Source organism: Mesorhizobium sp. C416B (genome assembly GCF_030323165.1).
Classification (GTDB): domain Bacteria; phylum Pseudomonadota; class Alphaproteobacteria; order Rhizobiales; family Rhizobiaceae; genus Mesorhizobium.
In genome coordinates this window covers 5,490,800-5,503,653 of the sequence record NZ_CP100471.1, presented here as the reverse complement: position 1 = coordinate 5,503,653, position 12,854 = coordinate 5,490,800, and the positions used below count along the sequence as shown (strand labels likewise).

The following is a 12,854-nucleotide window of genomic DNA, read 5'->3' as shown; positions in this document are numbered from 1 at the left end:
AAGGGCATGTTTAAAATGACCAGCTGCGCGCTTTGGCGATGATGAAGTCGCGGAAGACGTGCAGCTTGGCCTGGTTCTTCATTGCATCGGGATAGGCGAAATAGGTGTCGAAGGACGGCACCTCGGTCTCCGGCAAAAGCTGCACCAGATCCGATTCCTTGGAGATCACATAGTCGGGCAGCATGGCGATGCCGGCGCCGCCCTGCACGGCGCGCTTGATCGACAAGATGTCGTTGATCTGCAGCGTCGGCACCCTTTGCCCACCGTCGAAATCGCCGATCGTTTCCAGCCAGTTCAGCTCCGACAGATGCGACGGCACCGGCACACCGAAAGTGACGATGCGATGGTTCTTCAGATCGGCGACCGAGGTCGGCTTGCCGTGCTTGCCGACATAGGACGGCGAGGCATAGAGGTGGAAATGCACAGTGAACAGGCGGCGCTGGATCAGGTCCGGCTGCTGCGGCTGGCGCAGACGGATCGCGCAATCCGCCTGGCGCATGGTGAGGTCGAGTTCCTCATTGGCGAGGATCAACTGCAGGCTGATTTCGGGATAGAGCTCGATGAACTCCTGCACCCGTTCGGTCAGCCAACCGGCGCCAAGCCCGACTGTCGTCGTCACCCTGAGCACGCCTGAGGGACGGTCCTTTGCCTCGGTCAGCTTCGACTTGATGGTCTCCAGCTTCATCAGCACGTCATGCGCCGTGCGGAACAGCATTTCGCCCTGCTCGGTCAGCACCAGGCCGCGGGCATGGCGATTGAACAGCGGCACCCCGACATCATGTTCAAGCGCGCTGACCTGGCGTGAAATCGCCGATTGCGACAGGTGCAAAGTCTCGGCGGCATGGGTAAACGACCCAGCCTCCGCCGCTGCGTGAAACACGCGAAGCTTGTCCCAGTCCAACGCCATTGAGTTCCCCTCGTTCTGTTTTTGGCGTCTGAATGAAAAATCAGGCTTTTGAACGGCTTGCGACGCCGTCTTGATAGATTTTATTCCGCCGCTTCGCGGTGCACCTCGATGCCGGCCAGGTATTTTTCCGCCTCGAGCGCGGCCATGCAGCCGAGCCCGGCGGCGGTCACCGCCTGACGGTAGATATCGTCGGTCACGTCACCGGCGGCGAACACGCCGGGAACGTCCGTGCGGGTCGAATTCGGCGCCGTCCACAGATAGCCGTTCGGCTTCTGCTTCAGCTTGCCGACAAACAATTCCACCGCCGGCGCATGGCCGATCGCCACGAACACGCCGTCCACCTGGAGATGGCTGACCTCGCCGGTCACCGCATTTCTGAGCTTCAGCCCTTCGACCGAAGGCGGCAGCGGCGTCTTGCCGGGCCGGCCGGTGATCTCGTCGACTATCGTGTCCCAGATGACTCGGACATTGTCCTTTTTCAACAGCCGCTCACGCAGGATGCGCTCGGCGCGGAAATCGTTGCGCCGGTGGATGACGGTCACGCTCTTCGCCAGATTGGAGAGATAGAGCGCCTCCTCCACCGCCGAATTGCCGCCGCCGATGACAGCGACATCCTTGCCGCGATAGAAAAAACCATCGCAGGTGGCGCAGGCCGACACGCCGAAGCCCATGAAGGTCTGTTCGGTGGGGATGCCCAGCCATTTCGCCTGCGCGCCGGTGGCAATGATCAGCGCGTCGGCCGTGTAGGTGGTGCCGGAATCGCCCGTGGCGCGGAACGGCCGCACATTGAGGTCAACCTCGGTGATGATGTCGTTGATGATATCGGTGCCGACATGCTCGGCCTGCTTCAGCATCTGCTCCATCAGCCACGGGCCCTGGATCGGATCGGCGAAGCCCGGATAGTTTTCGACATCGGTGGTGATCATCAGCTGCCCGCCCTGCTGCAAGCCTGCTACGAGCATCGGCTTGAGCATGGCGCGCGCGGCGTAGACTGCGGCGGTATAGCCGGCCGGGCCGGAACCGATGATAAGGACAGGCGCGTGCTTGGTGGTCATCTAAAGCCTCTGCGGGGCAGACAATCGAGTGTGCCTTGGAAAACGACGTGAAATGCTGCTGGCAATGTAAGGGTTGCCAACCACACCAGCAAGACGATCAGGCCGTCGTCCCCGGAAAGCTTCGGCCTACAGGCTTATTCGCGCAATGGCCGCTTTCGTTACGGTTGCGAAATCGCCCGACCAAAGGGCTGGCATCGACACAAAAGTCGTTTAAGGACGAGAGCGCGAAAGATTCTTGCGCTAAGCCGAGACCGCCATGCCCCTGAAAGCCGACCTCGACGCCATCGACTGGAAGATTCTGCGCGAGCTTCAGGCCGACGGGCGCATGACCAATGTCGAACTGTCGAGCCGTGTCGGCATTTCCGCCCCGCCCTGCCTGCGCCGTGTCCGGCGGCTGGAGGAAACCGGCATCATCAGAGGCTATCGCGCCTTGCTCAACGCGCCGGCGCTCGGCATGGATGTCGTCGCCTTCTGCCTGATCGGCCTGCATCACCAAGCCGACGCGGAGCTCAAAGCTTTCGCCGAGCGCACTCGCGGCTGGCCGATCGTGCGCGACGCCTGGATGGTCTCGGGCGAATCCGACTTCCTGCTGCATTGCGTGGCGAGTGATCTCGGCACCTTCCAGACCTTCGTCATCGAAGAACTGGCTTCGGCGCCGAATGTCGACACGGTGCGCACCGCGCTGACCATCCGCCGCGTCAAGGACGAAGGGCTGGTGGCGTTCAGCGCCTGATAAGCGAGATTAACTTCGAAAAAGCATGTGCGACGCCGACCAAGACATACCCCAACAGACACACTGCTACCTCTCCGACAACTGGCAAAAGAATGAAGCCCTCCCCAGGGCCGGGGCTCTCACCAGGGGACATCTCCGGCAAAGCTAAAAAGGCTAGCAAAATAGGTGAGCAAGCAAGCCAGACGAATGTGATGACATGCGGCAACCATTTGAGACGGCACATGTTTTTTGACGCGAGAACGCCGCGCCGATCACAATCATGTTGACGACGAATATGAGCCAGAAAGCGAATTCTGGCGCCGAAATCGTAGGGTATTCCGGGTCAGATTGCGTGAACATGAGCGGCCAAGGTTGAATATGCCATCCGGTTTCAGCTACGGAATCGGGAGTACTTTGACCCACCCTGCCAAGGGCAGGATCTGCTACCTGCGCTCCACCGTGAGAACAACAGGCAATCCCCAGGGCACATCTAGCGGTGCTTGAAGCAGTGAGACGTCGCCATCCGCGACCTGGGCTTCCCACTTGGCATAGTGTTTCAACCGGTAGTTCCCGGAGCGGACGCTGAGGCAGGCAACAGGCCCGCCATCGAGGTTTAGCGCCGTCTTGAGATCGAGGTCGGTCTGCAACAGGAAGTTTGCTAGCCGGTCCAGCGAGAAGAAAGCGTCCTTGGTCGAACCGACGATGATCCAGCCCTGACGATCTTCCGCGATAAAGGTGCGGTTGGCCAACCAGTTGCTCTTGGCGCGTACATTGTTGCGGCCGTCCTCACCGACAAGCAATGGATAGGAAACCATAGCGTTTTCGGCATTCTCCGTGACTGCGCGCCAGTCACGTGAATTGAGATCGACCACATGCGTGCCGGAGGCATTCACGAACCAGGCGCCGGCCTTCGCATCGTATTCATCCGGCCCGAGCCTCGCACCCATGCTGACAAAGGGCGTGTCGGCTTCGCCCTTCAGTCCGAAATAACTGCCATTGACGATCAGAACGGTGCCGCCTGTGCCTTGTGGATTGAGTGCCGCTTCCCACTGGTCGATGTCCTTGGCACCACTGGGCTCGTTACGGGCAACGAAACGGAATTCGGCTGGATCGAAACGGTTGAGATAGAGCCGGTCAATTTCACGGTCGCCCGCCATGACGGGGATTTCTCTGACCTGGAATCCAGGCTCGGTTTCATTCCATGAGCTGGCTCCAGCGGTCACATCAGGAATTTCCGATTTCAACGCAAGCTGCATGGCAGGCGAGAGACGCGCATCGTCGGGTGCAACGGCGATCCAGTAGCTTCCGCCGCGGCGAAGAAGTGCATTGAGCCCATACACGCCGTGTTTTTGCCAGACATACCCCACGGCTGAAAGCACAGCCAATATCAACAAGACAACGGCAACAGAGATTGCTTTCTTCAATGAATTCCCCTCGTTCTTCGATGGAATGACATCTGCAAATTTCTTGCTTGAATGATGTCTGATCTCTGCAGTTTTTCCGCAAAAGAGCGTGGTGCTTTCCTGGGGAATAGCGTCAAAGCAAAGAAATGGATCGGCTCGCCGTTTCTGCGAAACGGTGAAACGCTCAAGCTAACCCATTGAGATTGCGTCGCAACAGATCCGGAAAGCTAAATCAGTCTCGATCCGAGCGACTCGACAGCTCTCAAAAGCCGTTCCAGATCATCGGGGTTGCGCAGCGGCAGAACCTCGAAGCCCGGCTCATTACTTCCCTCGCCATCCACCAGCCAGCCGCGCGGCAGGCCGGCACGTTGTCCGGCCTGCATATCCGCGGCCTTGTCGCCGACTATCAGCGAGCGCTTGAGATCGAGGCCGAGACGCTGCCGGGCCTGTAGCAGCATGCCCGGATTGGGCTTGCGCATCGGATGGTCGGCGACCGCCAGTGGCCCGCTGCCCGCCTCGTGGTAGGCGCAGGCCAGAACCATGTCGACGAAGGCATCGCCGGCGGCAAGCAGCTTGAGAACCCGGCCGTTGACCGCGGCAAATTCCTTCCAGCCGAAATAGCCGCGCGCGATGCCGGACTGGTTGGTGACGATGACCACCGGGATGTTGCCCCGGTTGGCCGCCGCGATGACCGGCACGATGCCGTCGCGCAGCGCCATTTTGGCTGGATCGTCGGGATAGCCGGTGTCGACATTGATGGTGCCGTCGCGGTCGAGGAACAGCGCCGGCGCGTTGGCTGGAAACACCCGCGAACCCACCCGCTCAACCCACAGGCCGGGCTCAGCCAGCGGGTATGGACCGTAGGCCCCGGTGTCAGCCATTCGACAGACGGTCTTCCACCACCTCGCAGAGATAGTGGTAGAGGCAGAGATGTCCCTGCTGGATGATCGGCGTCGAGGTCGAGGGCACGTTGAGCAGTATGTCGGTGAGCGGCTTGAGTTTGCCACCGCTGTCGCCGGTGAGGCTGACCACCGTCATGCCCATCATCCGAGCCTGTTCGGCGGCAGCCAGAATGCTCGGCGAATTGCCGCTGGTCGAGATCGCCAGAAGCACGCCGCCGGCCGCGCCATGCGCTTCGACCTGTCGCGAAAACACGGTGTCGAAGCCATAGTCATTGCCCCAGGCGGTCAGCATGCCCGCGTTGGCCGGCAGCGCAATCACATTGTAGGCCTTGCGCTCCTTAAGGAAGCGGCCGACCAGTTCGGTGGCAATGTGGATGGCGTCGCTGGCCGAGCCGCCATTGCCGCAGACCAGCAGCGCCTTGCCCGAGGAAAGCGCGGCGACGACCACACTCACAGCACGTTCCATCTCGGCGGTCAGGTCACGCTCGACTGTCGCGGTGATCGCGGCCGCCGAGCGGACCAGATAGTCATTCAGTCCGGACATGAAATCCCTCAGTTGGTACCGCCGCCGGCGCGCAATTTGCCGATCGTGCCGGTGGTGCTCTTGCCGGCGACAAGGTCGACCAGGACGACGCGCCCGCCCGCCTTCTGCACCACATCGGCGCCGACAACGGTTTCGACCGTGTAGTCGGCGCCCTTGACCAGAATGTCGGGCAGAAGCGCCTCGATCAGCGCCAGCGGCGTATCCTCTTCGAACACCACGACCGCATCGACCGAGGCCAGGGCGGCGAGCACGCAGGCACGATCATGCTGATCGTTGACCGGGCGCCCGGCGCCTTTCAGCCGACGCACCGAGGCATCGCTGTTGAGGCCGAGCACCAGCCGGTCGCACTGACTGCGCGCCGCGTGGAGAAGACTGACATGGCCGGCATGCAATATATCGAAGCAGCCATTGGTGAAGCCGACGCTCAGGCCCTCGTCCTTCCACGCCGCCACCATGCGCGCGGCCGATGCGGCATCGAGGATGGCGTCCTTGTGGGCGGTGGGGCCGTGCGAGCGGAACAGCGCGCCGGTGAGTTCCTCCACGGTCAGCCGCGCGGTGCCGCGTTTGCCCACCACCACACCGCCGGCGGCATTGGCGATGGAGGCGGCCATGACGCGATCGGCGCCCGCGGCCAGAGCCAGCGCGAAGCTCGCGATTACCGTATCGCCGGCGCCCGAAACGTCGAACACTTCGCGCGCCTGGGTGGCGATGTGGCGCGCCTCATCCGCGCCGACGACGCTCATGCCCTTTTCGCTGCGGGTGGCGACGACGAAGTCGAAGCCATGTGCCGAAATCAGCTGGCGTGCCGCCGCGACGATCTCGTCGTCGGCGAAAACCGGCCGACCGACAGCTTCGCCAAGCTCCTTGCGGTTGGGCGTGATGGCGGTCGCGCCGGCATAGCGCGCATAGTCGCGGCCCTTGGGATCGACCAGCACCGGTTTTCCCGCCTCGCGGCAGATGGCGATCAGGTCGGCGGCGACGCCGTCGAGCAAGATGCCCTTGCCATAGTCGGACAGAATGACGATGTCGGCGCGCGTGAGTGCGGCGCGAAAATGCCGGACCAGGTCCGCCCGTTCCTTGTCGTCGAGCGGCTTGATCTCTTCCTCATCGAAGCGCAGCACCTGCTGATTGAGCGCGCTGAAGCGGCTCTTCGACGACGTCATGCGACCGCGCTCCTGCGCCATATCAGCCGTATCGGCGCCGAGTTCGCGCAGCATGCGCACCAGATTGTCGCCGGCCACATCGGTGCCGATCACCGATATGGGAATAGCGCTGGCACCCAGCGAGACGATGTTGGCGACAACGTTGCCTGCGCCGCCCATCGTCGAGGTCTCGCCGCGCCCGTGCAGCACCGGGATCGGCGCTTCCGGCGAGATGCGCTCGATGACGCCGTTGACGAAACGGTCGAGGATGAAGTCGCCGACCACCAGCACGGCAACGTCGCCAAAGCGGGCAATAGCGCGGTGCAAAGGTTCGGGCGAAGGCGGATTGTGCTTGATCATGTCACTGGCAATGCGAGGGAAAGGCCGACCTCAATCACGCTGAAAATTGTCAATTTACGGGCCGGATCGTTCATGGCGAAGCCGATATACCGCAAATCCGCGCAGCGCAACGTCAGGGCGGCCGTCAGCTCTTCTGCAACGCGACGTGGACGCCCAGTCCGACCAGCACCGCCCCGCCCGCCCGCTGCATGATGCGCTGCGCACGGCTGGAGCGCTTCAGCCGGGCGATCACCATGCCTGCCAGCAACACGCAGACAATATCTGCCGAAGAGAACATTAAATTGACGATGGTGCCCAGCACGACGAATTGCAGCCACACCGGGAACCCCGCCGAGGCATCGATGAACTGTGGCAGGAACGCCATGAAGAAGATCGCCGTCTTCGGATTGAGCACTTCGACGGTGATGCTCTCGAAAAGTGCCCGGCGCGCCGATTTGCGCTCGATCGCCGGCAGCGCCGTGTCACCGTCCCCGCGCTTGCGGAACAAGGACACGCCAAGCCAGATCAGATAGAGCGCGCCGATGAACTTGACCGCCATGTAGAGCGGCGGCACCGCATGGAAGAGCACCGACAGCCCGGCGGCAGCCGCAAAGACATGGAAATAACCGCCAAGATGGATGCCAAGTGCCGCCGTCAGCCCCGACCAGCGCCCGCGCGCCATGGTCTGCGCGGCGGCATAGAGCATGGCCGGTCCTGGAATATAGGCAAAGATCGCCGTGGTGGCGAAAAACGCAATGAGCAGTTCGGTCGACGGCATTTTTTGTCCCCTAGCTTGCGGGCCTCGATAAAGCGGGCGCTTCGCGGTCTCACTATGGCGTCGTGGTGCTTCATCGACAGCCCGGCTGCCCTCCCTTATAAGGACCGGAATCGCAAGCAACCAGAGGCCTTCATGATCATCGTCACGGGCGGGGCCGGCATGATCGGCTCCAACATCGTCGCCGCACTCAATGCCGAAGGCCATGATGACATCCTCGTCGTCGACGACCTCACCGACGGCCACAAGATCGCCAACCTGGCCGATTTGCAGATAGCCGACTATCTCGACAAGGACGAATTCTTGGCCACCTTGGAAGCCGGCGACCTAGGCCGCGTCGAGGCCGTCTTCCACCAGGGCGCCTGCTCGACCACCACGGAATGGAACGGCAAGTTCATGATGGACGTGAACTACGCCTTCTCAAAGCGCTTGCTGCATGGCTGTCTTTCGCTGCGCATACCGTTCCTCTATGCCTCCTCGGCTTCCGTCTACGGCGGCGGTTCGGAGTTTCGCGAGGACCCCGCACTTGAGCGGCCGCTCAACGTCTACGCCTATTCGAAGAAACTATTCGACGACTATGTCAGGCGCACTGTGTTCGACACCGATCATTCGCAGGTCGCCGGCCTGCGCTACTTCAACGTCTATGGCCCGCGCGAGGCGCACAAGGGCGCCATGGCCTCGGTCGCCTTCCATCTGTTCAATCAGGTCGGGCGCGGCGAAAACCCAAAGCTGTTCGGCGCCCATGACGGCTTCGGGCCTGGCGAACAGAGCCGCGACTTCATTCATGTCGGCGATGTCGCCGACGTCAATCTGTGGCTGTGGAAGCGCGGCTCGAGCGGCATCTTCAACTGCGGCACCGGCCGCGCCCAGCCGTTCCGCGCCATTGCCGAGACCGTGATCGATACGCTGGGCAAGGGCGAGATCGAGTTCATCGAATTCCCCGATCACCTCAAGGGCAGCTATCAGAGTTTTACCCAGGCTGATATGTCCCGCTTGCGCGCAGCCGGCTATAATGGGCAATTCCGCAGCGTGGAAACCGGCGTCAGAGACTATGTCGAATGGCTGAAAGCCCAACGATCCTCGTGATCGGCCCACGCTGGGTGGGCGATATGGTCATGGCGCAGTGCCTGTTTTCGGCGTTGAAGGAGCTCCATCCCAACGCCGCCATCGACGTGCTTGCCCCGGCCTGGGCGGCCCCGCTGGTCAAGCGCATGCCCGAGATTCGCCAGCAGATCGATTTCCCGCTGCAACCCGGTGCGCTCGAATTCATCATTCGCCGCCGCTTCGGCCGCCTGCTGCGCGGCCGCTACGACATGGCCTACGTCCTGCCGGGCAGCTGGAAATCGGCGCTGATCCCGTTCTTTGCCCGCATCCCCCGCCGCTTCGGCAATCTCCGGGAAATGCGCTACGGCCTGCTGACCGACATCGTGCCGCTGCCCGATGCCCTCAAACGGCGCACTGCGCAGGCCTATTTTGGCCTCGCCCAAGGCGGACATTTCCGGCCGCCGCGGCTCACCGTCGACGCCGGCAATCAGAAAGAGCTGCTCGCTCGCTTCGCAGTGCAGCCGGGAAAATTCGTCGCCATGATGCCCGGCGCCGAATTCGGTCCGGCCAAACGCTGGCCTAGCGAAAGCTATGCCGGCCTCGCCGGAGAGATGATGGCGAAAGGATTCAAGGTCGCGTTGTTCGGCTCGAAGAACGATCGCGACGTCACCGCCGAGATCGCAGCACTCGCGCCCGGTGTCGTCGATCTGGCAGGAAAGACACGGCTGGAGGACGCCATCGACCTGATAGCCGCGGCCAGGCTGGCGGTGTCCAACGACAGCGGGCTGATGCATGTCGCGGCCGCCGTCGGCACGCCGGTCGTTGCCGTCTACGGTTCGACCTCGCCGGAAAACACGCCGCCGTTGGCTGAACAGCGCGAACTGATCTGGTTGCATCTGTCCTGTTCGCCCTGCCATCGGAAGATCTGTCCGCTCGGCCACCTCAACTGCCTGAAGACGCTGGACGTTGCCCGAGTGGCAGCGGCGGCGGACAGGTTGCTGGAACTCCCGGCCGCCGCATGAAGGTGTTGATCGTCAAGACCTCCTCGATGGGCGACGTCATCCACACCTTCCCCGCCGTCGAAGATGCACGCCGCAAGCGCCCCGATATCGCCTTCGACTGGTGCGTCGAAGAGGCCTTTGCCGGCATCGTCGCGCTGCATCCGGCGATAGCAAAGATCCATACCGTCGCCATCCGGCGCTGGCGCAAGCATCTGTTCAACGCCGGCACATGGCGGGAGGCGACAAGCTTGCGCCGCGCTCTGCAAGCAGGCGAGTACGACCTCGTCATCGATGCGCAGGGGCTGCTGAAATCGGCCCTGGTGGCGAAACAGGCAGCGGCACCAATCGCAGGTTTCGACCGCGCAAGCGCGCGGGAGCCCTCGGCAACGTTGTTTTACCAGCGCAAATACGCCGTGCCGCGCAACCTGCACGCCATCGAACGCACGCGCCGGCTGTTCGGGCTGGCGCTCGGCTACGAGCCCGATCTTTCGGCGCTCGCATCCGGGATTGTGCCGCCTCCCGGCGGCCTGGCCGGCATTGACGGCAAGACGGCCTTCCTGCTGCACGGCACCAGCCGCGAGGACAAGAAATGGCCCGCCGAAGACTGGATCGAAACGGCTCGCCTGCTGGTTGGTAGCGGAATGACGCCGGTCACCACCTGGTCGAACGAGCGTGAGAAGGCGGTGGCCAAGGCGATCTCGAAAGCCGTGCCGTCAACGATCGTGGTGCCGAGATCGCCGCTGGCAGACATTGCCGCGATCCTTGGCCGCTCGACGCTGGTTATCGGCGCCGACACCGGTCTGACCCACCTCGCCAGCGCCTTCGGCCTGCCGACGGTCGCGGTGTTCCTGGCGACCGAGCCGGGTTTGACCGGCCCGCGCGGGCAATATGCCTCAACGCTGCTGGCCGCATCGGGGGAGCGCCTAACGCCGGCGAAGGTGGTGGCGGAAGCTGAGAAGCAGCTGGCGCTCAAATCACGAGCACCAGCCTAGAGCCTTTCAGAAGGATCTGAGGTGCTAGATAAATTGCACCTGGACGATCTCGTAACCCCTGGCGCCGCCGGGGGCGTTGACCTCGATGGCGTCGCCGACTTCCTTGCCGATCAGCGCGCGCGCGATCGGCGAGGAGATCGAAATACGGCCCGATTTCACATCCGCTTCCTGGTCGCCGACAATCTGGTAGGTCTTCTTTTCCTCGGTGTCCTCGTCGACCAGCACCACCGTGGCGCCGAACTTGACCTTGTCGCCGCTAAGCTTGGTGACGTCGATCACCTCGGCCCGAGCAATATAGTCTTCCAGTTCGTTGACACGGCCCTCATTGAGGCTCTGCGCCTCTTTGGCGGCATGATATTCGGCATTTTCGGACAGGTCGCCATGCGAGCGCGCTTCGGAGATCGCCTCGATGATACGCGGCCGCTCTTGCTGCTGGCGCCAGCGCAGTTCTTCCTTCAATGACGCGAACCCCTCGCCTGTCATCGGGACCTTGTTCATGATGCCTGACCTTTCCTGCCGCCACCCCCGCATTTCGGGGAAAGCCTTGTCGATGGGTATAAAAAGAAAACGGGTCCGGCAGCCTCGGGCTAACGGAACCGTTTCACCGCAATTTTCCCCAATATAGCGATCCTCGCGCGTTTTTCACGCTGAAAAAGCAGGCTTTTTGAAAAATCATGAGCCGACTTGCGCAATTGCCGTCACGGCATGTGCAGCGTGTTGCAGTTGCGACAACAAAAACCGGCTGCGATTGCTCGCAGCCGGCCCAGAGAAGCCGTTGGGGTGGGGTCAGCTTCTCATGAAATGGTAGATCTGTTCGGCCAGCATGCCGTATTCGCGCGAATCTTTGCCCGTCCGCTTCTCGATCTCGGCCAGCTGCGCCTGGGCGCCGGCCAGATCGCCGATCTGCAGATGGGCCTCGCCGAGATATTCGCGCACCAGCGTGTAATCCGGGTTGATGCGGAGCGCTTCCTCGTAATAGCCGAGGCCGACGGTGACACGGCCGGAATGGCGATGCGAATAGCCGAGATAGTTGAGGATGCGTGGATCCTGCTTGTTGGCGGCAAGGCTGAGCACGGCGATCGCCTCATCATAACGCCCGGCCATGGCCAGGTCGTGACCAGCATCGTAGATGTTGTCGTCGTCCAGCATGCCGTACTTCGGCGCGACGCATTTCTGCTTTTTCTTGTCCCAGACCTGCCCCTTCTTGCACTGGGTGGTGGTCTCGGTACCACCGCCACCGCCGCCGGCCGCAAACACCGGAACCGCAAAGAACTGCAGCGCCACAAGCGCCGCAGCCGCCTGGATCAACACTCTTTTATGCATCGAAGCCTCCTTGAGGGATAATGACGATCTTGAGGGAAAATGACGATAATGAAAAGCTAACGCCGGGATGCAGACTTTTCATCCCGGAAACCCGCAGCCGCCGAAACTATTTGTGCGGCCGTGCCTAACCTGAATTCGGTCAAAGGCGGGAGCCAGGGATCAGAACATGACGTGACGCGCGCTGCAAATCCGCTATCATTCGGGAAATGATCAGCGGGGGTGCCCGAGAGTGCAACAGCGCCGTGAGCGGGAATGGGAGCTATCGATCGGCCCGGACACCGTGCGCCTGTTCATTCTCAAGGCAAAGGGACTGAGTGCTGCCGTCAACGAAGACTATGCCGACGGTGCCGAGCATGAGGTCGAGCTCGATGGTGAATCACATGCCAATCACCACCATGACGGTCTGGCGGAGGAAAGCGCGGAAGACCTCACCGAGGAAGAGCTGCGCGAGCTGATCAACGACCTCAACGTCGACGAAGCGGCCGAGTTGATCGCGCTGGCCTGGGTCGGCCGCGGCGACTATGACGCAGCGGAATGGTCCGATGCGGTTGCCGCCGCGCGCGACCGCGCCAACAAGCGCACGGCGAAATACCTGCTCGGCATGCCGCTTTTGGCCGACTGGCTGGAAGAAGGGCTGGAAGCGATTGGCGCGTAACGACGTCGTTACCGTTCGTGATGGGCCGCAGGCAACCTCCGGGCGTTCGCGCCGTTGAGG

Annotated in this window: 14 protein-coding genes; 5 read left to right on the top strand and 9 right to left on the bottom strand. The window is 62.2% G+C overall.

All coding sequences use genetic code 11. The annotated features are described in order from the left end of the window. Positions 1-10: 10 nt before the first annotated feature. Together NLY43_RS26875 and trxB are read right to left on the bottom strand one after the other, a co-directional pair. Positions 11-907 (bottom strand): LysR family transcriptional regulator, encoded by an 897-nt coding sequence (locus NLY43_RS26875; protein ID WP_023671970.1) that lies wholly within the window; start codon positions 905-907, stop codon positions 11-13. Between the two features lie 80 nt (positions 908-987). Beyond that, entirely contained in the window at positions 988-1,962 is a 975-nt protein-coding gene (gene trxB, locus NLY43_RS26870; RefSeq protein WP_023711176.1) for a thioredoxin-disulfide reductase, read from the bottom strand. Between the two features lie 256 nt (positions 1,963-2,218). Here trxB and NLY43_RS26865 point away from each other — a divergent pair, with 256 nt between their 5' ends. Then, positions 2,219-2,695 (top strand): Lrp/AsnC family transcriptional regulator, encoded by a 477-nt coding sequence (locus NLY43_RS26865; protein ID WP_023689719.1) that lies wholly within the window; start codon positions 2,219-2,221, stop codon positions 2,693-2,695. A 422-nt stretch (positions 2,696-3,117) separates the two neighbouring features. Here the strand turns inward: NLY43_RS26865 and NLY43_RS26860 are convergent, their stop codons facing one another. The 5 genes from NLY43_RS26860 to NLY43_RS26840 all read right to left on the bottom strand — a co-directional run bounded on the left by NLY43_RS26860 (position 3,118) and on the right by NLY43_RS26840 (position 7,782). Continuing rightward, positions 3,118-4,098, bottom strand: coding sequence for a phosphodiester glycosidase family protein (locus NLY43_RS26860; protein WP_245263978.1), 981 nt, complete (start codon positions 4,096-4,098; stop codon positions 3,118-3,120). 206 nt (positions 4,099-4,304) lie between these two features. Beyond that, positions 4,305-4,958 (bottom strand): D-glycero-alpha-D-manno-heptose-1,7-bisphosphate 7-phosphatase, encoded by a 654-nt coding sequence (locus NLY43_RS26855; protein ID WP_023671974.1) that lies wholly within the window; start codon positions 4,956-4,958, stop codon positions 4,305-4,307. Next, complete coding sequence (locus NLY43_RS26850; RefSeq protein WP_023711174.1) at positions 4,951-5,523, bottom strand: D-sedoheptulose-7-phosphate isomerase; 573 nt, start codon at positions 5,521-5,523, stop codon at positions 4,951-4,953. Before NLY43_RS26850 ends, NLY43_RS26855 begins: the two co-directional genes overlap by 8 nt. A gap of 8 nt (positions 5,524-5,531) precedes the next feature. Further along, complete coding sequence (gene rfaE1, locus NLY43_RS26845) at positions 5,532-7,025, bottom strand: D-glycero-beta-D-manno-heptose-7-phosphate kinase (RefSeq protein WP_023671976.1); 1,494 nt, start codon at positions 7,023-7,025, stop codon at positions 5,532-5,534. 124 nt (positions 7,026-7,149) lie between these two features. Beyond that, a complete protein-coding gene (locus tag NLY43_RS26840) occupies positions 7,150-7,782 on the bottom strand; it encodes a LysE family translocator (RefSeq protein WP_023711173.1) in 633 nt (210 codons plus the stop codon). A 132-nt stretch (positions 7,783-7,914) separates the two neighbouring features. Here NLY43_RS26840 and rfaD point away from each other — a divergent pair, with 132 nt between their 5' ends. From rfaD to waaC, 3 genes are read left to right on the top strand one after another with little or no spacing between them, the layout of a single operon-like run. Then, positions 7,915-8,865 (top strand): ADP-glyceromanno-heptose 6-epimerase, encoded by a 951-nt coding sequence (gene rfaD / locus NLY43_RS26835; protein WP_023691545.1) that lies wholly within the window; start codon positions 7,915-7,917, stop codon positions 8,863-8,865. Further along, entirely contained in the window at positions 8,838-9,845 is a 1,008-nt protein-coding gene (gene waaF, locus NLY43_RS26830; RefSeq protein ID WP_023711172.1) for a lipopolysaccharide heptosyltransferase II, read from the top strand. Before rfaD ends, waaF begins: the two co-directional genes overlap by 28 nt. Continuing rightward, positions 9,842-10,816, top strand: a complete 975-nt coding sequence (waaC, locus tag NLY43_RS26825) for a lipopolysaccharide heptosyltransferase I (RefSeq protein WP_023711171.1) — start codon at positions 9,842-9,844, stop codon at positions 10,814-10,816. Before waaF ends, waaC begins: the two co-directional genes overlap by 4 nt. A gap of 24 nt (positions 10,817-10,840) precedes the next feature. Here waaC and greA read toward each other — a convergent pair whose 3' ends face one another. Beyond that, entirely contained in the window at positions 10,841-11,314 is a 474-nt protein-coding gene (gene greA, locus NLY43_RS26820) for a transcription elongation factor GreA (protein ID WP_023683753.1), read from the bottom strand. 288 nt (positions 11,315-11,602) lie between these two features. Continuing rightward, complete coding sequence (locus NLY43_RS26815) at positions 11,603-12,139, bottom strand: tetratricopeptide repeat protein (protein ID WP_023683752.1); 537 nt, start codon at positions 12,137-12,139, stop codon at positions 11,603-11,605. 229 nt (positions 12,140-12,368) lie between these two features. Here NLY43_RS26815 and NLY43_RS26810 point away from each other — a divergent pair, with 229 nt between their 5' ends. Beyond that, positions 12,369-12,794, top strand: coding sequence for a DUF3775 domain-containing protein (locus NLY43_RS26810; RefSeq protein ID WP_023683751.1), 426 nt, complete (start codon positions 12,369-12,371; stop codon positions 12,792-12,794). Positions 12,795-12,854: the final 60 nt, after the last annotated feature.

Bases quoted from the DNA above. Each gene is read 5' to 3' on its own strand.
- NLY43_RS26875 (WP_023671970.1), bottom strand. From the start codon at position 907: ATGGCGTTGGACTGGGACAAGCTTCGCGTGTTTCACGCAGCGGCGGAG.
- greA (WP_023683753.1), bottom strand. From the start codon at position 11,314: ATGAACAAGGTCCCGATGACAGGCGAGGGGTTCGCGTCATTGAAGGAA.
- rfaD (WP_023691545.1), top strand. From the start codon at position 7,915: ATGATCATCGTCACGGGCGGGGCCGGCATGATCGGCTCCAACATCGTC.
- waaC (WP_023711171.1), top strand. From the start codon at position 9,842: ATGAAGGTGTTGATCGTCAAGACCTCCTCGATGGGCGACGTCATCCAC.
- NLY43_RS26815 (WP_023683752.1), bottom strand. From the start codon at position 12,139: ATGCATAAAAGAGTGTTGATCCAGGCGGCTGCGGCGCTTGTGGCGCTG.
- waaF (WP_023711172.1), top strand. From the start codon at position 8,838: ATGGCTGAAAGCCCAACGATCCTCGTGATCGGCCCACGCTGGGTGGGC.
- NLY43_RS26850 (WP_023711174.1), bottom strand. From the start codon at position 5,523: ATGTCCGGACTGAATGACTATCTGGTCCGCTCGGCGGCCGCGATCACC.
- NLY43_RS26840 (WP_023711173.1), bottom strand. From the start codon at position 7,782: ATGCCGTCGACCGAACTGCTCATTGCGTTTTTCGCCACCACGGCGATC.
- trxB (WP_023711176.1), bottom strand. From the start codon at position 1,962: ATGACCACCAAGCACGCGCCTGTCCTTATCATCGGTTCCGGCCCGGCC.
- NLY43_RS26855 (WP_023671974.1), bottom strand. From the start codon at position 4,958: ATGGCTGACACCGGGGCCTACGGTCCATACCCGCTGGCTGAGCCCGGC.
- NLY43_RS26865 (WP_023689719.1), top strand. From the start codon at position 2,219: ATGCCCCTGAAAGCCGACCTCGACGCCATCGACTGGAAGATTCTGCGC.
- rfaE1 (WP_023671976.1), bottom strand. From the start codon at position 7,025: ATGATCAAGCACAATCCGCCTTCGCCCGAACCTTTGCACCGCGCTATT.